We start from the raw sequence: 19,581 nt of genomic DNA on the forward strand, positions 1-19,581 counted from the left end.
GCCTACTCCTTTATGAAATCACAACGACAAGAATTTATTGGTGCCCATGGCCACAAGCTGGCCGCGCGGCTGGACGGACCGGATGGCGAGGTCAAAGCCTATGCCTTGTTCGCGCACTGCTTCACCTGTGGCAAAGACGTGTTTGCCGCCAGCCGTGTCGCGCAGGCGCTGACCGAGCATGGCATCGCCGTGCTGCGCTTTGATTTTACCGGCCTGGGCGCCAGCGAAGGCGAGTTCGCCAATACCAACTTCTCGTCCAATCTGGCCGATCTGGTGGCCGCGGCGGATTTTATGCGAACCAGCTACCAGGCGCCAGGCCTGTTGATCGGCCACAGCCTCGGCGGCGCGGCGGTACTGGCTGCCACAGCGGACATGCCGGAGGTGAAAGCGGTGGTGACCATCGCCGCGCCCAGCCATCCGTCTTATGTGACGGGGATGTTCAGCCAGCATCTGGACGAAATCGCGCGCGAGGGCGAGGCGCAGGTGCAACTGGCGGGGCGGCCTTTCCGCATCAAGCAACAGTTTGTTGAAGATGCGGGCGGGCACAATTTAAAGTTGAAGATTGCAGGCTTGCGGCGCGCGCTGCTGGTGATGCACGCGCCGGGTGACGATACGGTCGGCCTCAGCAATGCGATGGAGATTTTCACTGCGGCCAAGCACCCCAAGAGCTTTATCTCGCTGGACAGTGCCGACCACTTGCTCACGCGGCGTGAAGACGCGGTCTATGTCGCCAATCTGATTGCGACCTGGGCTGAGCGTTATCTGTTTTAGAAGTCTTCCGACAGGTCTTTCCAACCCTTGCTGGCCGCGAAGGTGCTGAATTCGTCGGGCGCTTCCAGCACCAGCAGACGGCCTTCCTGCAGCACCGGATCGCCGGGCGTCAGATCCGGGCCTTTGTAGCCCACGGTGCGCAGTTGCGCGATCACGGCGGCGATCAGCGCCTTGTCCTTGTGCAGGCCGCTGATCGGCGCTTTGAAATCCACATAGACGTCTATCGCACCGTAGCCTTCGTCGAAGATACGGATTGCTGTGGCGTCGTGGGCACGGCCGGAGCCGTCGGTGGCCTTGAAGGGGCCGCTGAGATGGATGTCGGTGTCTTGAGTCATGGACTCAGCATACACTAAATCCGGGGTAAGGCCATACCGCGCTGGACCGCAGGACGCTCGCCGATGCGCTTGAGCCAGCGTTGCAGATGCGGCTTGCTGTCCAGCTTGTCGCCCAGCGCTGGTTTCAGCTTGTCCAGCACGCCTACCGCCCATGGATAGCAGGCGATGTCGGCAATGCTGTACGCGGCGCCGGCGATGTAGTCGTGCTGGGACAGCTGTTTGTCCATCACCGTCAACAAACGGTCGGCTTCATCGACGAAGTGCTTGATGGCCAGCCCGGATTTTTCTTCCGAGCGCGTGAAGAAGCCCACTTGACCCAGCATCGGCCCAAGGCCGCCGATCTGCCAGTGCAGCCACTCCAGCACCTTGTAGCGCTCGGGGCCGGAAATGGGCAGCAGCTTGCCGGTTTTCTCGGCCAGGTAGGTGAGGATGGCGCCGCTTTCGAAGATGCTGAAACGCTTGCCGTTTTCATCGGTGTCTTCAATTGCCGGGATCTTGTTGTTGGGAGAGAGCGCCAGGAAAGCCGGCTGGAATTGTTCGTTCTCTTGGAGATTGACGGTCTTGATGGTGTACGGCAGGCCCAGTTCTTCCAGCATGATGGGTACTTTGCGGCCGTTGGGCGTGGTCCAGGTGTGGAGTGTCAGCATGGGTATCCTTTAGCGCGATACCGTGTTTCGCCCCTTGTGCTTGGCACGATACAGCGCCTGATCGGCCAGGCGGTAGATTTCCTCCTGGCCATCTTGAGAATCTGGCGCGATAAACGCCAGGCCGAGCGACAAGGTTACATGGTTTGCCGGCGGATTGCCCGCATGCGGCAGCAACCGTGCGGCCATGCAGTTGCGCAGTTGTTCCGCCATCGCCATGCTTTCCTCGGGGCCGCTGCTGCTGAACAGGCAGGCGAATTCATCGCCGCCCATGCGGAAGCACAAGTCACCGGGACGATGCAGCGTCTGGCGCATGCACTGGGCCACGGCTTTCAGCACTTCATCGCCTTGCGGATGGCCGTAGGTGTCGTTGTATTCCTTGAAGCGGTCAACGTCCGCCAGCAGCAAGGTCAGCGTGCGCAGGTCGCGGCGCGCGCGTTTTTGTTCTTCGACGAAACGAATGTTGTAGTAGCGACGGTTGTTGAGGCCGGTGAGTTCATCCGTCACGCTATCGATGCGCGCGGTTTTGGCGTCAGTGATGTCGGTGGAGACGGCGCAGGTGGCATAGACTTCGCCATGCTCATCGAGCAGCGGGAACTTCACCGTCATGTAGCTGTGCAGCGTTTTGTCGCGGTGATAGACCTGTTCTTCTTCGTGCACGGCGCGCTTTTCCAGCGCGGCCTTGCGGTCGTTGCGCCATAACCGTTCGGCGATATCGGCTGGGAACAGATCGAAGACATTGCCACCGACAAAGGTCGCGGCATCGTAGCCATCGAGGATTTCAAAATGGCGGTTGGCCATGGTGATCGTGCCGTGCAGATCCTTGGTGGAAATCAGCACGGGCGCATGGTCGAGCAGCGCGCGAAAGATGCGGTCAGACGCGCGCAGTTCATCCAACTCTGTGCGTGCGGGGGCAGGGGCGTCGTTCCGGTCTGGCATAAAACCAGTATAGCGCGAGCCCCCTTCAATCTTGCATGAAAATTATTTCATCGGTTGCAAAATCGCCTCAAGACGATCCGGCGTGCCATCAATGCGTTCCAGGCGTGGATATTTCAGGCCGCCGTGATAGTCCAGCGCGACCGTCTGATACAGGCTGCCTTTTTTAACCAGCAGATTGATTGCCTCCTTCGACGTCTTGGCAGCCGTTACCGCAGCACGCAGCAGCTCCGGCTTGTAGGCGCGGCCATTGACTGCCAGCAGCTGGGTGCCGCCCGCCAGGCCCGCTTTAAAGCCGACGCCTTCCCATTGGAAAGCTTCCAGCTTGCCATCCGCACCAACCGAGAAGCCCAGCGAGTACTGGAAGTTGGCGGACTTGCTCAGGTCTTCCTGCGCTTTCAGGAAATCGGTTGGCTTGTCGGTGTAGGCCAGCTTCCAGCCCGCGCGCGCCAGACCGTCCAGCGGTGCGCCGGGACCATGGCCATCCAGACGGCTGCGCAGGAACGGCACCCAGTCGTAAGGCTGCACGGCGTTGAGCGCTTTCACCACATCGTCAAACGTGTAGTGCTTGGCGACGTTGACGCCGTCATCGACGCCAAAGAAGCTGCGCGCGAAATCGTTGAGCGATTTCTTTTCGCCCGACAGCTCGCGGATCTTGGTATCGGCATCCAGCCAGATCAGTTCGCCTTCCGAATAGTAGTCTTCGGCGCGCTGCCAGTTGTTCCAGCCCTGCGGACGGCGCGCGTTGACGATAGGATCGTTGACGGTGTCCTGCACGGCACGCCATTCGCGGCCTTTGACGTTGTCGTAACGGGCAGCGGTGGCGGCAATCATGTCGCGCGTATGTTCAGGCTTGATCAGGCCCGAGCGTGCTGCCAGCACGGCGCCCCAGTACTGGGTCTGGCCCTCGTACACCCACAGCAGTTCGTTTTGCAGCGGCGTGTTGAAGTCCGGGACATTCTGGCCAGCCGGGCGGCGGAACTTGCCGTTCCACGAGTGCGTAAATTCGTGCGACAGCAGTTCGCGGCGCGCTTCGTATTTATTCCATTCGCTGAAGTAGCCCAGCTTGACACCGTTCTCGCTCGACTGGTGATGTTCGCGGCCGATGCCGCCGAATTCATCGCTGATGGCGAACAGGAAATCGTAGTGCTTGTAGTGCTGCGAGTTGAACAGCTTGTAGGCCTGCTGCACCATCGCGCGGTGCGGGGCGATCTGTTCCGGCGTCGCTTCCAGCTGTTCGGCCGTATCGGCCACTACGTTCAGGTGTACGGGAATTTTTGCGCCCGGGTCGAGGTCGATGCGGCGGAAGTAGCGGCCTGCGAACAGCGGCGAATCGACCAGGGTTTCCAGGTCCAGCGGCTTGAAGGCGACCTCGTCGCCGTCGCGCGTCTGCTGTTCCAGCGCGCTGCCGTATTGCCAGCCGGCCGGCACTTTCAGGTTGGGCTGGACAGTGATCTTGTTGCTGCTATAACCGGCCGGGTACAGCGTCACCGATTGCCATTGCACGCCAAGGATATCGTTGGTCATGGTGGTGCGGCCCTGGTTGGCTTCCACGGGCGACAGGTACTGGAATTCGATGTCCACACTGTTCGCGCCTTTGGGCACGGTGACGTGGAAGGCATACACGTTGACCATGTCGCGCTTCCATTCCAGCGGCTGGCCGTTGGCGCTGACCTTGAGGCCGGCGAACTGGCTCAGCGCACCGCTGGGACCGTGATTACCAGGTATCCACTGGGGATACAGCAGCGTCAGCTTGCCGGGTTTGGCGGGAATGCTTTCGCGCACGCGGAAGATATTTTGCGCGGTGTCGGAAGCGTCGACTTTGAGAACGATGGTGCCAGGATAAGGCAGGTCGGATGCGGCCTGGGCGCTGAAGGCGGTAGCCAGCACGGCAGCAAATACAGCACGGGTCAGTGACATGATCTAAGCGATAAAACGGTTGACAAGAGGACGAGTGTAGCACGCAAGCAACTTGCAAATCTTGTAAACCGATGACGCAGCGCAGCGTAAATTTATTTGAAAAAAGACTCTTGAAAGCGTTGCGAGGCAACTTATATGGGACTCAGCGGTTGCCCAGATGGGGACCGCGAGCAGGGGAAGCTCCCCGACTTTAACCATATCGCTTATTTTGACAAGGATATCTACCATGCGTACTTTTGACCTCGCCCCACTGTATCGTTCCGCGATTGGCTTTGACCGTCTGGCACAAATGCTCAACGACGCCCAGCGCAACGACACCCCTAGCTATCCTCCCTACAATATCGAACTGGTCTCCGATGACCAGTACCGCATCGTGATGGCGCTGGCCGGCTTCAACCGCGCGGAAATCGACATCACCTTCGAACGTGATTCGCTGACCGTGGTAGGCCGCAAACAGAAGGACGCCAGCGAGCGCACCTATCTGCACCGAGGCATCGCAGCACGCGACTTTGAACAGCGCTTCCAGCTGGCCAACCACGTCAAGGTGACCGGCGCCAGCTTCGACAACGGCATGCTCACCATCGAACTGGTGCGTGAGATTCCCGAAGCGCTGAAACCCCGCAAAATCGTCATCGACGGTGGCGACAATGTGACCGCGCTGGAGCAACGCGCAGCTGCTTAATCCCGCTTTAAGCAAGTCCTGACAACTGGCCGGTTTATCCGGCCAGTTTTGCATTCTGGCCCCGTTTTTGGTTAAGTAGGGCCTAAGTTTTTACCCTCATATTGGATACATCTAAAATCCTTACTGATTCAGGAGAACCGTTATGTCCACATCTACTCTCAAACGTGCCGCCGTCGCAGTCGCCGTACTGGGCGTGGTCGGTGTCGGCGGTGCAGTCGCAGTCAAACAGAATGCCGCCGTTGCCGCCGCCACCGTTCCCGCTGCCGCCGCCGCTTCCGCCGCCGCGCCTGCCCCGGTCGGCGCGCCTGCCATCGCGCTGCCGGACTTCAGTGTCATCGCCGCCCACAATGGCCCGGCCGTGGTCAACATCAACGTCACCGGCAGCACCAAGACCGCCTACGATGGCGATGGTCCGCAAGGCCGCAACGATCCGTTTGCCGACGATCCCTTCTATGAATTCTTCCGCCGCTTCCAGGGCCAGCAACGTGGCCAGCAGCGCCAGGCGCCCACCCACGGCCTGGGTTCGGGCTTCATCATCAGCCCGGACGGTATCATCCTGACCAATGCCCACGTGGTGCGCGACGCCAGCGAAGTGGTGGTTAAACTGACCGACCGCCGCGAATTCCGCGCCAAGGTGCTGGGCTCCGATCCGCAAAGCGACGTCGCCGTGCTCAAGATCGACGCCAAGAACCTGCCCGTGGTGCCGCTGGCCAAAGGCAATGACCTGAAAGTAGGCGAATGGGTGCTGGCGATCGGCTCGCCATACGGCCTCGATAACACCGTGACCGCCGGCGTGGTCAGCGCCAAGGGCCGTTCGCTGCCGGATGGTAACGTGCCCTTCATCCAGACCGACGTCGCGGTCAATCCGGGGAACTCCGGCGGCCCGTTGTTCAACACGCGCGGCGAAGTGGTGGGCATCAACTCGCAGATTTACAGCCAGACCGGTGGGTACCAGGGCTTGTCGTTCGCGATTCCGATTGATGTCGCCACCAAGATCAAGAACATGATTGTCGCCACCGGCAAGGTGGTGCACGCCAAGCTGGGCGTGACGGTGCAGGAAGTGAACCAGGGCTTTGCCGATTCCTTCAACCTGGCGACACCGGAAGGGGCGCTGGTGTCCAATGTCGAGCGCGGCGGTCCGGCCGATAAAGCCGGCCTCAAGGCAGGCGACGTGATTCTTGCGCTGAATGGCCAGAAGATCGTCAGCTCGGCCGACTTGCCTTCGACGGTAGGCCTGTCGACGCCCGGCGAGAAAATCACGCTGAACGTCTGGCGCCAGGGCAAGCCGATGCAAGTGACGGCGACGCTGGGTAACGCCAACGACAAGGTGGCGCGCGCAGATGCCGCACCGGCCGACCAGGCCAGCGCCAAACTGCGCCTGGGCCTGTCGCTGCGCCAGCTGGATCCGTCTGAACGCCGCGAGTCGGGCATTGCCAGCGGCCTGCTGATCCAGGATGCGGGCGGCGCGGCTGCCAATGCGGGCGTGCAACCAGGGGACGTGCTGCTGTCGGTAAATGGCCTTCCGGTCAACAATATCGACCAGGTGCGCGATGTGGTGGGCAAGGCCGGCAAGTCGGTGGCATTGCTGATCCAGCGCGGCGACGATAAAATCTTCATACCGGTCCGTCTGGGATAAACTTCGGGCCGGCAGAACGCTGAACAAAAACAGAAAGGGAATAATATGCGACTTCTGCTGGTAGAAGACGACACGATGATAGGCGAAGTAGTGCTGGACCTCTTGCGGGCCGAGCACTACGCGGTCGACTGGGTCAAGGACGGCGACATGGCCGATACCGCGCTGCAGACCCAGACCTACGATCTGGTGCTGCTGGATCTGGGCCTGCCGCGCAAGGATGGCCTCGACGTGCTGCGCTCGATGCGCCTGCGCAAGGAGCTGACGCCGGTGCTGATCGCCACCGCGCGCGACGCCAAGGAACAACGGATTGCCGGCCTCGACGCCGGCGCCGACGATTATGTGCTCAAACCCTACGACCTCGACGAACTGCTGGCCCGTATCCGCGCGCTGCTGCGGCGGTCGGCCGGCCGCGCCGAACCCGTGTTCGAACACGGCAACGTTACGGTCAATCCGCAAACCCGCGAAGTGATCGCGGACGGCAAGCCGGTCAGCCTGTCGGCGCGTGAATGGGCGGTGCTGGAAGCGCTGATTGCGCGCCCGGGCATCGTGCTGTCGCGCCATCAGCTGGAAGAAAAGCTGTACAGCTGGAAGGACGAAGTCAACAGTAACGCGGTGGAAGTCTACATCCACGGCCTGCGCAAAAAACTGGGCGCGGAGCTGATCCAGAACGTGCGTGGCCTGGGCTATATGGTGCCGAAACTATGAAGGTAAGGATGCCGCCGCTGCCGCGCGTGCCGGTTCCGACCCACTCGCTGCGCGGACGCCTGCTGTGGTTCCTGCTGGCGGCGATCACCATGGCCGCGCTGGCGCAGGCGATGATCGCCTACCGCAGCGCACTCAGCGATGCCGACCAGATCTTCGACTACCACATGCAGCAGATGGCGATGTCGCTGCGCTCCAGCGCCACGCTGACCAACAAGGCCGCCGACACGGCAGCCGATCCCGAAAACGACGACCTCGTGGTGCAGGTCTGGACGCCGGACGGCGCGCAGGTGTTCCGTTCGCTGTCACGCGCGGCCCTGCCACAGCGCGCCGTGCTGGGCTTCTCCAACGTCCGCGTCAACAAGACCACCTACCGGGTGTTCTCGGTGCAGACTTCCAACCAGACCGTACAGATTGCGCAAGACATGGCGGTGCGCCAGCGCATGGCCGGCACGCTGGCCTTGCGTACCGTGGGGCCGATTGCCGTCATGGCGCCGGTGCTGATGCTGGTGGTGTGGTGGGTGGTGTCCGGTTCGCTGGCGCCAGTCTCGCGCGTCAAGCGCCAGGTTGCCGCGCGCCAGGCCGAGGATTTGTCGCCTGTGTCGGAAAGCGATCTGCCGGATGAAGTACTGCCGCTGGTGCAGGAGCTGAACCTGCTGTTTGCGCGGGTCCGCACGGCGTTCGAGGCGCAGCAGCATTTTGTGGCCGACGCCGCGCACGAACTGCGTACGCCGCTGGCAGCGCTCAAATTGCAGGTGCTGAGCCTGGAGCGCGCGCAGGATGAGACGGCGCGCAAGGTGGCCGTGTCGCGCGTGACGGCAGGCATCGAACGCGCCACGCGTCTGGTCGAACAGTTGCTGGTGCTGGCGCGCCAGGAGGGCGGCAGCGAGGAAATCAAACTGGAACCGGTCAGCCTGGGCGAACTGGTCAAGCGGGTGCTGGGCGATATGAACGGCCTGGCGCAAGCGCGCCAGATCGACCTGGGCGTCTATCACGCCGACGACGTAATGGTAGCCGGCCAGCAGGACGCCTTGCTGATCCTGCTGCGCAACCTGATCGACAATGCCATCAAATACACGCCAGCGGGCGGCACCGTCGATATTGAAGTGCGGCGTAGCGTCGCCGCCACAAAAAATGCCAAGCCGCGCATCCTGCTGAGCGTGGAAGATTCCGGCCCCGGCATCCCAGCCGACGAGCGTGAACGCGTGTTCAGCCGCTTCTACCGCGTGCCGGGCAGCCCTGCCGGCGGTAGCGGCCTGGGCATGGCGATTGTGCAGTCGATTGCCGAGCGCCACAACGCCGTGCTGTCGCTGGATCAGTCCGAGCGTCTGGGCGGCTTGAAGGTTAAAGTCGATTTTCCTGACACCATCAAGGCCACTCCAGCTTAAAATGCCGTTTTGACACGGTTTTGGAGTGGTGCATGAAGAAGATCGGCTTTTCGGGAACGCTGGACCCGATCACCAATGGACACATGTGGGTGATCAACGAAGCCCGTTCGCTGGCGGACGAGGTGGTGGTGTTCCTGTCCGAGAATCCGGCCAAGAAGCCCAAGTTCTCGGCCGAAGAGCGCAAAAGCATCATCGCGCTCAGCTGTGCCGAACAGGGCTGGGACAATGTCTCGGTGGTGATCGTGCGCGGCGACTACACCGCGCGCGCGGCCAAGAAGCAGGGCGTCGAGTGCCTGATCCGCGGCATCCGCACCACCGCCGACTTTGATTACGAAAACCTGATCCAGCAAACCAATGTCGACGTGCTGCAAGGCGCCAAGACCGTGTTCGTGATGCCGCCGCGCGACCTGGGTTCGGTCAGCTCCTCGTTTGTGAAAGCACTGGAAGGTCCGATCGGCTGGAACTGGATCATGAAGAAATTCGTGCCCGGCCCGGCCTACCACGCCTGGGTGCTGAGCTGGCTGCGCAAGGAATGGGAAACGCTGTGGGACTACGAACACCGCGACGCCATCGCCATCGCCCATGCGGACGACTGGTTCGCCCAGCTGACCGGAGCGACCGCATACGGCGGCGCCGCGCGCTACTACCACAACCTCGACCACCTGGTGCATGGCCTGTGCGAAATCCGCGTATGGGCCGCCAACACGCGGCCGGATCCGGCCGATGTCGACATCATCAAGCAGGCGTTCTGGTTCCACGATGCCGAGTATGGCCACAACCCCGACCCGGCCGCGCTGACCAACGAAGAAGCCAGCGCGCAACTGTGGCTGGGCAGCCATCTGGGGCAGGAAATGGGCGACGCGGCCGAGCTGATACGCGCCACCGACCACTTCCAGGAAGCCGCCATCACCCACCGGCTGAAAGACATCCTGCTGTGCGTGGACCTGGCGATCCTGGGGCAGGATGACGAGGTCTACCAGAACTACGCACGCGCCATCCGGCAAGAATACATCCACCTGCCGGACGCCACCTACCGTGCCCAGCGCGGCGGCGCGCTGGCACACCTGAGCCGCAAAGCACAGGCCGGCGAGCTATTCCGCGACGCCTACTTCGCCGACCAGTACAACCAACGCGCGATCGACAACATGCAGCACGAAATTGAACGCCTCGCGGTCAAATAATCCGTAATCCGGGGTCAGTTCTTGCAATCCAACACGGGCTCTGCCGCAGCAAGCGCTACGGCAGAGCCCGTGTTGGATTGCAAGAACTGACCCCGGATTTTAGTTAGTGTGGTGGCAGTTCGATGGTTTCTTTGCGGGCGGCCATGGCTTCGCCCAGTTCCATCAGGTCCAGCTTGGCTTTGCGGACTTTGGGGAACATGTCGTTTTCCTCTTCGCCGACGTGGTGGTCGATCATTTCCGACAGCACTTTGACTTTGGCGTCGAACAGGTCTTCGGTTGGTTCCATGCTCTGGATTTGCGCGATCAGGTCTTTGGCTGAGGCGTGCTCCACCACCGCTTCATCCATCAGGTCGTCTTCCTTGATGGCTTTGCGCACGGCCGGGTAGAAAATTTCTTCCTCGATCATGGTGTGCCGCGTCAGTTCATCGCAGATTTGCAATGCGAGCTTGTGCTTGCTCACATGAGCGCGATCGCCCAGTTCTTCATACTGCTCGAACAGCGATTTCACATGCTCGTGATCTTCCGTCAGCAACGTGATGGCGTCTTGCGGATCGGTTTCGGTAGGGATGGGCTTGGTAACTTTACCTGGTGTGTGCGAAGTGGTTCTCATGTCGGCTCCTTGCGTGGCGAATGGGACTGCACATTCAGTCTAGGAGTGCGAAGAGCTTCGGTCTGTGCATTGCTTAACGTTGTTGCCGCTGGCTCTGTATGGTCAGCACAAATATGCAATCAATGTCCGCAAGGTAGCTGTACACAGCAACGTATCCATGACGTCTTTGGCCGATGAGTAGCTCTCGCTTGTCATTGCTAATGGCATGGCCAATTCTGGAGCTTGTTTCCAGCACACTGATCGCTTGCTGAATTTCCGCAATCTTCTTTGGGATATTGACGGCTTTGCTTTGAACCAGGTAGTTGACGATGCGGTCCAAGTCATCTAACGCCTCGGGCATCAGTTCGATGCGGGCCATCGTTAAGGGACAAACTGTTGAGGCTGTGGAAGAGAGGGGTTGTTGCCGGCAGCACGCTTGTCCAGATGGGCGCTTGCTTCGGCCCACGGGATGGTTTTTTGGGTGGCAAGGAAGTTCTTGAAACGTTGATCTGCCAAAACATGCAGATCGTTTTTGTCTGCTTCTTCCAAAATATGATCCGCCATGATTTTTCTCCCGCAGTGAGAATCGATTCTAGCACTGCGGGTCCTGCTGGCTTTGTGCTATTTAAAAGCGGTTCCAGTTGTTGCGGCGGTGTTCGCTGGCTTCTTTCATGAGGTGGCTGGCGCGCAGCTCATCTTTGGGACTCAGGGCGTCGCCGAGCTGGACGGTCATGGCCAGTTCCTGGATTGCTGGCGGGTATTCGTGCTCGGCTGCTTCTTCCAGCCAGTGGCGGGCCTGGGCCTGGTCTGGCGCGACGCCGGTGCCTTCCCGGTAGACGTTGGACAGCAGGAACATGGCGTGGGCATTACCCAGTTCCGCCGCTGCGGTGAGCCAGTGCGCTGCCTGGGCCGCGTCTTGCTTAACGCCTTCGCCGTTCTTGTAGAGCAGACCCAGCATCAACGATGCGCGCGCATGCTGGTGCTGGGCTGCTTGCGTGTACCACGGTGCGGCTGCCGCTGGTGCGGCGGCGACGCCCAACACGCCAACCCGCAGCATCTCGCCCAGCTGGAACGCGGCTTCCGTATCGCCGCCGCGTGCCGACTGCTCAAACAGCTTGAGCGCATCGGCGCGCTGCTCGGGACGCGTCTGGTAGAGGATGGCCAGCTCGCGCTGCGCCACCGGCAGATTCTGCTCCGACCATGCCATGAGCTTGCGCTCGGCATGGGCGTCCGCTTCCTGCTTGGCTTTCATGCCGATCACTTCAATCTGCGCCGAGGTCGGTTTCTCCTGCTGCATCTGGCATCCCAGCAGGAACACCGACCCCAGCACTGCGAGCAATGCCGCGCCAGGGTAGTGTTGGAGTCGCATGGTGATTACTTGCTCAGGTCGATGGTGTACTTGGCAAAGCCGCTGGCGTCCAGGCTGCCTTCGGCCGTGACGGCGGTGATGCCGTTGCTCTTCGCCAGCGCCAGGTGGCCAGGCGCCGAACGCAGGATTACCGGACCAGCGGTCGCTACCTTGACGAAGCTCCAGCTGCGCGCGCTGCCATTGCCGGTCAGCGTGACCTTGCCGGTGGCTGTGCCTTGCGCGGCCAGGTAGTTGCTGACCACGGTCTGGTTGGCATCCGGCGATTTGATGATGGTCTTGCTGCCATCAATGCCCGGCACCGCACCGCCGCCGCCCGCGCGGTAGTCGTTGGTGGCGACGATGAAGTCGTCCGTATCCGCAATCGCCTTGCCGTTGTAAGTCAGGTTGACGATGCGGCTGCCGGCTGGCTTGGTGACGTCGATCTGGTAGGTCAGCGCGTTGTTCTCGGCGTAGAACACGTCGTAGTTGTAGATGGTGCCGTACGACGGTACCAGGTCCTGCTCGGCGGTCTTGGCCGGATCGATCTGGCCGAACTGCTTGGCTGCCGTTTCCAGCCAGGCCTTGAGGTCGGAACCTTTGATCTTCACCGCTTGCAGGTTGTTGTTCGAATACAGATACAGGTCGCCCGGGTTGCGCACTTGCAGGCCAACCGGTGCCGCCGTGCTGGCGCCTGGCGCCACGTCGGTAAAGTCGGATGGACCGTTGCGGCCGGCCTTGAACGGCGCGCTGCACGAAATCACCGGGATGTTCTTGTAGCTGGCCAGCGTGGCGTCGGTGCTGGTGGCGATGAAGTTTTTCACATACGCGAGCTGTGCCTGGTTCACGAGCTGGATCGCGGTCACATCGCCGGCCAGCGAGAAGTAGGACGACATCTCGAAGTCGGTGGTCACGCCCAGCGGCTGCTTGGCGAAGGCGATGGTGGCGGCGTGCTCGGTGGCGACCAGCGGTGCGACGCTGCTGTCGGCGGCGATGTTGGTGCTGCCGTCGGTGTATTTGAAGCCGCGCGATTCCACCGTGGTCTTGGTGGGCTGCACCACCCATTTGCCACCGGTGTAGGCCAGCGTCAGCTTGATGATGCCCAGACGGCGGCCCCAGCTTTGCGCCATCACGGTCGGCACACCGTTGACGAAGCCGTTGACGGCGTCGATGTTGGCGCTGGCCGGGAAGGCGGCAAACGATGGGTCCAGCGCTGGCGCGTTGGTTTCTTTGCCTTTCGGGAAGATCAGGTGCGAGTGGCCGATCAGCAGCGCATCAATGCCGGTGGTGGTCAGGTGGTAGGAACCGTTTTCCATTTTCGGGCTGTAGGCGCTTGGGTCGAGGCCGCCGTGCGACAGCGCGACCACCAGGTCGGCGCCCTTGGTGCGCATTTCAGGCACGTACTGCTTGGCGGCTTCCTGCACGCCGGTGACGGCGACCTTGCCGGCCAGGTTTTTCTGGTCCCATTCCAGGATCTGCGGCGGCACGAAGCTCATGATGCCGATGTTGATTTTCACGTCCAGCTTGCTGCCGTCGGGCTTGGTGGCCGAGAAGGTTTTCGGCAGCAGCGAGTAGGGCTGCACGATCGGCTTGCCGCTGGCCACGCCGGTGACGTTGCTCAGCACCAGCGGGAAGGTTGGCGCACCGCAGTTGCCGGTGGGCTTGGTGATGCCGGGAATGCCGAAGTCGGTGTTGGTGATCTGGCTCAGGAACGGCAGGCCGTAATTGAATTCGTGGTTGCCGAAACCGCCGCCGTCGAACTTCATGGCGTTCATGACTTTGTGCACGGCCAGCGTGTCGCTGCAGGCGATCGGCTTGGTCACGGCTTGCAGGTCGCCCAGCAGCGTGCCCTGGATGACGTCGCCGTCGTCGAGCAGCACGTTGTTCGGATTCTCGGTGCGCGCGGCCTTGACCAGCGACGAGGTGCGTTCCAGGCCCAGGCTGGTGTCCTCGGCCAGCGAGTAGTAGTTGTAGCTCATCACGTTGGTGTGGATGTCGGTGGTTTCCAACAGCGCCAGCGTAACGGTGGTGCCTTCCGGGATCGCCGGTACCGGTGGAGTGGTTGCCACCGGGGCGCTGTCGCCGCCGCACGCTACAAGGCCGGCCGCAGTCATTGCCGCCAACATCACCAGATTCAGTTTCATTGCTACCCCAAGAGTGAGAAAAATTAAGGTTGTGACTCTAATCAAACAACATGACATACGCATGACAAAACGCAAATGTTTGCGCCGCGAGCCGCTATTAGCGGGCCGCACGAGCCTTGGCGCGATTTAGCAACTTTGTGGCATATTTAAACAATACCATTTAACCAACTTTTCCCTAGTCTTGTTGAGCGTGCCGGAGCCACAAGCGGCCGGGGCGCATAGAGATGCGTCATCCTTCGATCAACCACCATGGAGACAAGGTATGAAACTACGCAATAGATGGATCACTGGGGCGGCGATAGTGGCGGCGCTGACAGCAGCGCTGCCCGCATCCGCCGGCAATACGGGCGTGGCGTTTGTGCATGGCACGGGTCATCAGACCGATGCTGCCAATAATTATTGGACTTGGGACATGATTAATTCGGTGAAGCAAGGCTTGCCGAATCAGAATCTGTATGTGGTCATCAATTGCGACTTCGACCAGTACATGTGGAGTGCGGCAGCCGTCGGTTGCCTGGCCGATCAGCTGTATCCCTTCATCGTCAATAACAACATCACCGACCTGGTGGTGGAGACTCATTCCAACGGCGGCAATGTGCTGCGCTGGCTGATGTCCAACCCGACCGCCGACAGCCGCTATCCCGCCATCATCAAGGCGATACGCTGGGCCAATGCACTGGCGCCGTCGTCGCTGGGCACGCCACTGGCGGACGCTGCCATCAGCGGCAATGTATTCGAGAGCGCTGTCGGCTGGCTGCTCGGCTACAAGAGCGATGCCGTGCGCATGCAGCAGACCAGCTGGATGGCCAACTACAACGCGTCCTGGCTGTATGGCACGGCGGGACGGCCGGCGCTGCCCAAACCGTTCTACAACATCGTCGGCACCGATGTCGACAGCTCGCCGTTCGACAGCGACAGCTATTGCGGCGGCTACACGCTGAACGTGGGACTGGAAATCACGCAGGGCTGGCTGGACAGCTGCTCGGACGGCTTCCTCAACTGCACCAGCCAGGCCGGCGCCGGTTCGCACTGGTTCAACGACAAGGACAAGACCAACGGCGCCGAGCCGCTGTCGCACAACCAGAGCCGCCGCCAGTGCTTCGGCCTGGACGTCATCTTGCGTAACGACATCTGAAAGGGACCATCATGCAAACACGTCTGAAATTACTGGTGGCCGCCACGCTGTCGTGCGCCAATTCCTTGTACGCGGCCAGCTTGCTGCCGCCACAGAGCGGTGATCTTGCCGCCAAGGCCGTGGTCGTGCCTGCGGCGCCGGCCGCACTGAAGGCGGAGGCTGCCGCACTGCCGGTGGTGGCGCGCGAGCCGGTGTCATTGAGCTGGGCCTCACCGGAAATTGCCGCCGTCGCACCAGTGCCCTTCGTTGCGCGCAGCAAGGAATCCTATACCACGGTGACGGCCGATGAGCTGGCTGCTGGCGTGCCGCTGCACACCACGGCGCCGCGCGCGCTGGTGCGGGTGCAGGCGCTGAGTACGGTCGGTCCGCGCGAGCAGGCTGCCATTCATCCGCAGTCCATGACGGTGATCGATCCGAAAGGCCGCGCGATGAAAGCCGGCGAGGGCATGGAAGCCATGGTCACCGCCGACAAGCTGGCCAAGGCCGACATCCCGTTCGCGGAAGGCACCTCGGCCTTCCGGCTGCAATCCTCGCTGGGTGCGGGCGAATTCAAGCTGAAGGTGGAGGGCGCCAGCGGCAGTGATCGCTACCTGGTCAACGTGGTGGAACCGGACAGCCCGTATGCGCTGACCATGCAGACCGGTGCGCTGCACTATTTGCACGGCAACGAGCTGGTGCTGCAAGCCGCGCTGGAAACTGCGGTGGATGGCGCCAAGGTCAAGCTGAGCCAGCTGACGGGCGACGTGGTGTCGCCAGCGGGGCGCCACTTCCCGGTCAGCTTCAAGGCCGACAGCGGCGGACGCATGCGCGCCACGCTGGCGCTGGATGCGGACGAAACGCCAACGCCGGGCTTGTGGGAAATCTCGGCCGAAGGCACGGCCAGTACAAAGGGCCAGTCAGTCAAGCGCTCGATACGGCTGGCTTTCCCGGTCGCCATGCCCGTGGCGCGCCTGACGCGCAGTGCTGAGCTGACTTCCGGCGCAGGCGTCAATCTGGCGGTGGGCGTGGAAGCGGCGACGGCCGGGCGCTATGAAGTACGCGGCGTTTTATACGGCACGGTGAAGGGGGGGCTGACGCCGCTGGGCGTGGCCGATTCGGCGCAGTGGCTGGAGCAGGGCACGGGCAGCATTGCGCTCAACTTCGCGCCGGAGCTGATCGCCAATGCTACCGGTCCGTTCGAACTGCGCGAGCTGTTCCTGCTCGACCAGGGCCGGCTGGGCGTGCTGCACCATCAGCAGCGCGCCATGCTCATCAGCGAAGCCGAAGTGGTACGTGCAGGCGGCCGCGCTGCGATGCCGGTTGCGCTCGGCGGACTCAAGGCCACGGCCGAGCCAGTGCGCGTGAAGCAGGCGCCGAACGCGCAATCTTCACCGCGCTAGTAAGCCCAGTACGGTCCGGCCTTGCCCGCGACCGTATTGGCTTCCATCACCACAAACACGCGGCGGCCGTAGAAGAAGGGCAGGCCCCAGTCAAAGTAGTTGCCGGACGAGCTGCTACTGCCCACCGTGCCGCCGACCTGCGCCGCGCTGATGGTCGAGGCCAGGCCGACCATGTTCACCACATTGAAATTGACGGTGCCCGAAGCGCTGCCATCCGCAGCCGTGTTGGTGGCGCTCAGCGACAGCGTGGACGATGGGCAGTAGAAGTCGCCGCCCGAACACTGGCGTATCGTGCTGTCGCTGAAGAAATAGCCGTTGGAGCCGCTGTCGATAAAGCTGGCGCTGTAGGTCTTGCCTTTGTAGGTGGTGCTGAAATCGCCGCTGCTATTGGCTTTGTAGATGGTCTCGGTGTTGATGGTGTTGTTGCTCTGCGTGTTGACGCCAAAGATCAGCGTGCCGCTGACCGAGGTCAGGCCCGCCGTACCGACACTAGGCAGCGTGATCAGCAAGCCATTGTTATTGACGGAGAACGAAGCCACCGGATTACTGATCTGCTTGGTCAATGGCATGGCACTGGCCGTGCAGCTGCCGCTGGCGCAAGCGTAGTACACGCCGCTGATAGCCGCGTTGGCGCAATTCGTGCCGCAGTCCTGCTTGAACATGCCCACGCCCAGGATGCCTTTCGCGCCCATGGCCGACAGCGACCCCAGGTTAGTCCCCGCGCTGCTGCAGCTGGAGGGCGTGCTGGCGTAAGCCGCGCCCGTATCGCCGATCACCTGGATCGAAATGCCGGACGCCACTTCATCTGCCATCTTGACGTCAGCCTGGCGCACCGCGCCCCAGGTATAGCCGCTGATGAACTTGCCACATTCGCCCGCCGCCGCGCCCGACGCGGTGGTCACGGCCGGCAGCGATAGCGTCGAACTGAGCTGGCTGGCCAGCAGGCGCAGGCCGTAGGAGCCGGTATCCAGCAGCACATGGTCAATGGTCTCGCAGGTGGTGGTGCCAGGACGGCACACCGTGACGCTCACATACGGGATGTTGATTGCACCGTTGGCGCCGCTTGGCCCATTGTCGACCACGATTGCGGTGCTGTTGCTGAGCGCCGCCGTCACGCTGAGCGCGGCGCTGGCATTGGCCGTGCCGCCGTCGCCGGTGCAAGCCAGGCTGTAAGTGAAATTGCCTGCTGCGGTAGGTGTCACGGAGATGCTGCCCGAGGTGGCCTTGCTGCCGCTCCAGGCACCGCTGGCGGTACAGCTGGTGGCGTTGGCCGACGACCAGCTCATCACTGTGCTTTGCGCGGTGGTGATATTGGCCGGCGCCAGCGTCAGGCTGACCGTCGGCGATGGCGGCGGTGTGCTGACCGTGACAGCGGCCGTGTTGCTGACGCTACCGCAAGTCAAGGTGTAATTGGCGGTACCCGCCGCACCGGCGGTCACGCTTTGCGTGCCGCTGCTGGCGACACTGCCGCTCCAGGCGCCGGACGCCGTACAGCCGCTGGACGGCGGATTGCTGACGTTCCAGGCCAGCGTAATCACCTGGCCGGTGGTGGTGGCCGTCGGCGAAGCGCTGATGCTGACTACCGGCGTGGCTACCGCCATCGCTTCAGTCGTGGCGCCGCTGCTGGTGGTGGACGAACCGCCGCCACCGCCGCACGCAGCCAAAAACAAGCACAGCACCACGCTGGCCAGAGATAAAGATTTCATGGCGGCTTCCTTATTCGATGCTACTGGTGTCGAAGCCGGCCGGCAGTGCGCCGGGGATCCAGGCTTGCCCGGTGTAAGCGCGCATATGGCCGTTGGAAACGATCACCACATCGGACTGGTCCACCGCCAGCTGCGAGTGGCCGGCCTTGGGCCGCTTGGCCGCGTTGCTGGTCATGACGGTGAATTTATCGCCAAGCAGCGTGCGCAGGTCCGGCAGCGTCGGGCCGTTCCAGCTGACGGCAAACACCACACCGTTGCTATCCACGTACTCGCGCACGATGGTGCCGCTGTCCAGTGTGGACTGGCTGACGGTGTAGACCGATTCACTGGCGCTGGCAGCCAGGCTGCGTGCCGCCATCCGGGTCTGGGTCGGCGTGCCGCCGAAATTGGAAGGCGTGCTGCCCAACGCTGCCCAGGCGAGTGCGCCTTGCAGCAGGGACAGGAATAACATCAATGTGAACGCGCGGCGCATGGAACACCTCATTGCCGAAAATTAAGACAATCAGAGTGTAGGGCCGCTGCGAGTTGGATTAAGTTAGCGAGATGTAAGCAAACGTTACGGAATCAGCGAAAAGATGTGGGCCGCGACCGGGCCCTGGCTCAGGCGCACGCGGTTGCGCGCCAGGCATTCATAAGTGGCACCGGATTTGCGCGCCACGCCCATGCTGGCTTCGTTACCCTCAGCGACCACGATTTCCACGCGTGACAGCTGCAGGGTGTCAAATGCATGGCGTGCCAGCGCGGCGACTGCGGCCGTGGCTGCGCCCTGGCGGTAGGCCGAGCTGCGTATCCAGTAACCGAGATTGCAGAAGCCATGAACGGAATTGAAGTGGTTCAGGCCCGCGCCGCCAACAAAGCGCAGGTCATCCTGGCGGAAGATGCCGAACTCGTAGGCACTGCCGCTGGCGTGGCCTGCCGCGCAAAAGGCAAACCAGTCCAGCGCATCCTGCTCGGTGTAGTCGCTGCGCGCCCACGGCATCCAGACGGCGAGTGTCTCGGTGGATTCGCGCACCGCCGCCGCAAAGGCGGCAGCGTCGGTTTCCACGAAGGGCCGCAGCAGGAAACCGTGGGCGCGCAGCTGGATCATG

20 protein-coding genes are annotated in these 19,581 nt (G+C 62.0%); 8 read left to right on the forward strand and 12 right to left on the reverse strand.

The features are described 5' to 3' along the window. Nucleotides 1-12 precede the first annotated feature (12 nt). The gene (locus GTP58_RS00360) at nucleotides 13-771 is read left to right on the forward strand and encodes a S9 family peptidase (RefSeq protein ID WP_161075825.1); all 759 of its coding nucleotides are present in this window, start codon (nucleotides 13-15) and stop codon (nucleotides 769-771) included. Here GTP58_RS00360 and GTP58_RS00365 read toward each other — a convergent pair. The 4 genes from GTP58_RS00365 to GTP58_RS00380 all read right to left on the reverse strand — a co-directional run bounded on the left by GTP58_RS00365 (nucleotide 768) and on the right by GTP58_RS00380 (nucleotide 4,606). Continuing rightward, nucleotides 768-1,106, reverse strand: a complete 339-nt coding sequence (locus tag GTP58_RS00365; protein ID WP_161075826.1) for a hypothetical protein — start codon at nucleotides 1,104-1,106, stop codon at nucleotides 768-770. The two genes, GTP58_RS00360 and GTP58_RS00365, sit on opposite strands and share 4 nt — an antisense overlap. 14 nt (nucleotides 1,107-1,120) lie before the next feature. After that, nucleotides 1,121-1,753: a glutathione S-transferase family protein gene (locus GTP58_RS00370; RefSeq protein WP_161075827.1), complete on the reverse strand. Its 633-nt coding sequence runs from the start codon at nucleotides 1,751-1,753 to the stop codon at nucleotides 1,121-1,123. A 9-nt stretch (nucleotides 1,754-1,762) separates the two neighbouring features. Then, complete coding sequence (locus GTP58_RS00375) at nucleotides 1,763-2,647, reverse strand: sensor domain-containing diguanylate cyclase (protein ID WP_229215385.1); 885 nt, start codon at nucleotides 2,645-2,647, stop codon at nucleotides 1,763-1,765. A gap of 84 nt (nucleotides 2,648-2,731) precedes the next feature. Continuing rightward, nucleotides 2,732-4,606, reverse strand: a complete 1,875-nt coding sequence (locus GTP58_RS00380) for a M61 family metallopeptidase (protein ID WP_161075829.1) — start codon at nucleotides 4,604-4,606, stop codon at nucleotides 2,732-2,734. A gap of 226 nt (nucleotides 4,607-4,832) precedes the next feature. Between GTP58_RS00380 and GTP58_RS00385 the strand changes: the two genes are divergently transcribed. From GTP58_RS00385 to coaD, 5 genes are all read left to right on the forward strand, one after another. Then, complete coding sequence (locus tag GTP58_RS00385; RefSeq protein ID WP_161075830.1) at nucleotides 4,833-5,288, forward strand: Hsp20 family protein; 456 nt, start codon at nucleotides 4,833-4,835, stop codon at nucleotides 5,286-5,288. A gap of 142 nt (nucleotides 5,289-5,430) precedes the next feature. Then, entirely contained in the window at nucleotides 5,431-6,924 is a 1,494-nt protein-coding gene (locus tag GTP58_RS00390; protein WP_161075831.1) for a Do family serine endopeptidase, read from the forward strand. Between the two features lie 45 nt (nucleotides 6,925-6,969). Beyond that, nucleotides 6,970-7,629, forward strand: coding sequence for a response regulator transcription factor (locus GTP58_RS00395; RefSeq protein WP_072781257.1), 660 nt, complete (start codon nucleotides 6,970-6,972; stop codon nucleotides 7,627-7,629). An 8-nt stretch (nucleotides 7,630-7,637) separates the two neighbouring features. Beyond that, complete coding sequence (locus tag GTP58_RS00400; RefSeq protein ID WP_229215386.1) at nucleotides 7,638-9,014, forward strand: ATP-binding protein; 1,377 nt, start codon at nucleotides 7,638-7,640, stop codon at nucleotides 9,012-9,014. 32 nt (nucleotides 9,015-9,046) lie between these two features. Beyond that, nucleotides 9,047-10,195 carry a pantetheine-phosphate adenylyltransferase gene (gene coaD, locus GTP58_RS00405; RefSeq protein WP_161075833.1) on the forward strand — a complete coding sequence of 383 codons (1,149 nt, stop codon included), beginning with the start codon at nucleotides 9,047-9,049 and terminating at the stop codon, nucleotides 10,193-10,195. Between the two features lie 103 nt (nucleotides 10,196-10,298). Here the strand turns inward: coaD and GTP58_RS00410 are convergent, their stop codons facing one another. The 5 genes from GTP58_RS00410 to GTP58_RS00430 form a co-directional block, all read right to left on the reverse strand. Further along, nucleotides 10,299-10,805, reverse strand: a complete 507-nt coding sequence (locus tag GTP58_RS00410; RefSeq protein WP_072781251.1) for a hemerythrin domain-containing protein — start codon at nucleotides 10,803-10,805, stop codon at nucleotides 10,299-10,301. 73 nt (nucleotides 10,806-10,878) lie between these two features. Beyond that, nucleotides 10,879-11,163, reverse strand: a complete 285-nt coding sequence (locus GTP58_RS00415; protein ID WP_161075834.1) for a type II toxin-antitoxin system RelE/ParE family toxin — start codon at nucleotides 11,161-11,163, stop codon at nucleotides 10,879-10,881. A 2-nt stretch (nucleotides 11,164-11,165) separates the two neighbouring features. Further along, nucleotides 11,166-11,348 carry a hypothetical protein gene (locus GTP58_RS00420; RefSeq protein ID WP_161075835.1) on the reverse strand — a complete coding sequence of 61 codons (183 nt, stop codon included), beginning with the start codon at nucleotides 11,346-11,348 and terminating at the stop codon, nucleotides 11,166-11,168. Nucleotides 11,349-11,409: 61 nt separating this feature from the next. Further along, nucleotides 11,410-12,153, reverse strand: coding sequence for a tetratricopeptide repeat protein (locus tag GTP58_RS00425; RefSeq protein ID WP_161075836.1), 744 nt, complete (start codon nucleotides 12,151-12,153; stop codon nucleotides 11,410-11,412). A gap of 5 nt (nucleotides 12,154-12,158) precedes the next feature. Continuing rightward, nucleotides 12,159-14,273 (reverse strand): bifunctional 2',3'-cyclic-nucleotide 2'-phosphodiesterase/3'-nucleotidase, encoded by a 2,115-nt coding sequence (locus GTP58_RS00430; RefSeq protein ID WP_161075837.1) that lies wholly within the window; start codon nucleotides 14,271-14,273, stop codon nucleotides 12,159-12,161. Nucleotides 14,274-14,535: 262 nt separating this feature from the next. Between GTP58_RS00430 and GTP58_RS00435 the strand changes: the two genes are divergently transcribed. Both GTP58_RS00435 and GTP58_RS00440 read left to right on the forward strand, forming a co-directional pair. Further along, entirely contained in the window at nucleotides 14,536-15,408 is an 873-nt protein-coding gene (locus tag GTP58_RS00435; RefSeq protein ID WP_072781245.1) for a hypothetical protein, read from the forward strand. A gap of 11 nt (nucleotides 15,409-15,419) precedes the next feature. Next, nucleotides 15,420-16,787 carry a DUF4785 domain-containing protein gene (locus GTP58_RS00440; RefSeq protein WP_161075838.1) on the forward strand — a complete coding sequence of 456 codons (1,368 nt, stop codon included), beginning with the start codon at nucleotides 15,420-15,422 and terminating at the stop codon, nucleotides 16,785-16,787. Here GTP58_RS00440 and GTP58_RS00445 read toward each other — a convergent pair. The 3 genes from GTP58_RS00445 to GTP58_RS00455 form a co-directional block, all read right to left on the reverse strand. Beyond that, the gene (locus GTP58_RS00445; protein ID WP_161075839.1) at nucleotides 16,784-18,493 is read right to left on the reverse strand and encodes a DUF3443 family protein; all 1,710 of its coding nucleotides are present in this window, start codon (nucleotides 18,491-18,493) and stop codon (nucleotides 16,784-16,786) included. The two genes, GTP58_RS00440 and GTP58_RS00445, sit on opposite strands and share 4 nt — an antisense overlap. A gap of 10 nt (nucleotides 18,494-18,503) precedes the next feature. Then, nucleotides 18,504-18,965 (reverse strand): DUF2844 domain-containing protein, encoded by a 462-nt coding sequence (locus tag GTP58_RS00450; protein WP_072781240.1) that lies wholly within the window; start codon nucleotides 18,963-18,965, stop codon nucleotides 18,504-18,506. An 84-nt stretch (nucleotides 18,966-19,049) separates the two neighbouring features. Continuing rightward, entirely contained in the window at nucleotides 19,050-19,580 is a 531-nt protein-coding gene (locus GTP58_RS00455) for a GNAT family N-acetyltransferase (protein WP_202413444.1), read from the reverse strand. Between the last annotated feature and the right edge of the window lies 1 nt (nucleotide 19,581).

The organism is Duganella sp. CY15W, from assembly GCF_009857555.1.
In the GTDB taxonomy this organism is placed as follows: Bacteria; Pseudomonadota; Gammaproteobacteria; order Burkholderiales; family Burkholderiaceae_D; genus Rugamonas; species Rugamonas sacchari.

Bases quoted from the DNA above. Each gene is read 5' to 3' on its own strand.
- GTP58_RS00360 (WP_161075825.1), top strand. From the start codon at position 13: ATGAAATCACAACGACAAGAATTTATTGGTGCCCATGGCCACAAGCTG.
- GTP58_RS00365 (WP_161075826.1), bottom strand. From the start codon at position 1,106: ATGACTCAAGACACCGACATCCATCTCAGCGGCCCCTTCAAGGCCACC.
- GTP58_RS00370 (WP_161075827.1), bottom strand. From the start codon at position 1,753: ATGCTGACACTCCACACCTGGACCACGCCCAACGGCCGCAAAGTACCC.
- GTP58_RS00380 (WP_161075829.1), bottom strand. From the start codon at position 4,606: ATGTCACTGACCCGTGCTGTATTTGCTGCCGTGCTGGCTACCGCCTTC.
- GTP58_RS00385 (WP_161075830.1), top strand. From the start codon at position 4,833: ATGCGTACTTTTGACCTCGCCCCACTGTATCGTTCCGCGATTGGCTTT.
- GTP58_RS00390 (WP_161075831.1), top strand. From the start codon at position 5,431: ATGTCCACATCTACTCTCAAACGTGCCGCCGTCGCAGTCGCCGTACTG.
- GTP58_RS00395 (WP_072781257.1), top strand. From the start codon at position 6,970: ATGCGACTTCTGCTGGTAGAAGACGACACGATGATAGGCGAAGTAGTG.
- GTP58_RS00400 (WP_229215386.1), top strand. From the start codon at position 7,638: ATGCCGCCGCTGCCGCGCGTGCCGGTTCCGACCCACTCGCTGCGCGGA.
- coaD (WP_161075833.1), top strand. From the start codon at position 9,047: ATGAAGAAGATCGGCTTTTCGGGAACGCTGGACCCGATCACCAATGGA.
- GTP58_RS00410 (WP_072781251.1), bottom strand. From the start codon at position 10,805: ATGAGAACCACTTCGCACACACCAGGTAAAGTTACCAAGCCCATCCCT.
- GTP58_RS00415 (WP_161075834.1), bottom strand. From the start codon at position 11,163: ATGGCCCGCATCGAACTGATGCCCGAGGCGTTAGATGACTTGGACCGC.
- GTP58_RS00420 (WP_161075835.1), bottom strand. From the start codon at position 11,348: ATGGCGGATCATATTTTGGAAGAAGCAGACAAAAACGATCTGCATGTT.
- GTP58_RS00425 (WP_161075836.1), bottom strand. From the start codon at position 12,153: ATGCGACTCCAACACTACCCTGGCGCGGCATTGCTCGCAGTGCTGGGG.
- GTP58_RS00430 (WP_161075837.1), bottom strand. From the start codon at position 14,273: ATGAAACTGAATCTGGTGATGTTGGCGGCAATGACTGCGGCCGGCCTT.
- GTP58_RS00435 (WP_072781245.1), top strand. From the start codon at position 14,536: ATGAAACTACGCAATAGATGGATCACTGGGGCGGCGATAGTGGCGGCG.
- GTP58_RS00440 (WP_161075838.1), top strand. From the start codon at position 15,420: ATGCAAACACGTCTGAAATTACTGGTGGCCGCCACGCTGTCGTGCGCC.
- GTP58_RS00445 (WP_161075839.1), bottom strand. From the start codon at position 18,493: ATGAAATCTTTATCTCTGGCCAGCGTGGTGCTGTGCTTGTTTTTGGCT.
- GTP58_RS00450 (WP_072781240.1), bottom strand. From the start codon at position 18,965: ATGCGCCGCGCGTTCACATTGATGTTATTCCTGTCCCTGCTGCAAGGC.
- GTP58_RS00455 (WP_202413444.1), bottom strand. From the start codon at position 19,580: ATGATCCAGCTGCGCGCCCACGGTTTCCTGCTGCGGCCCTTCGTGGAA.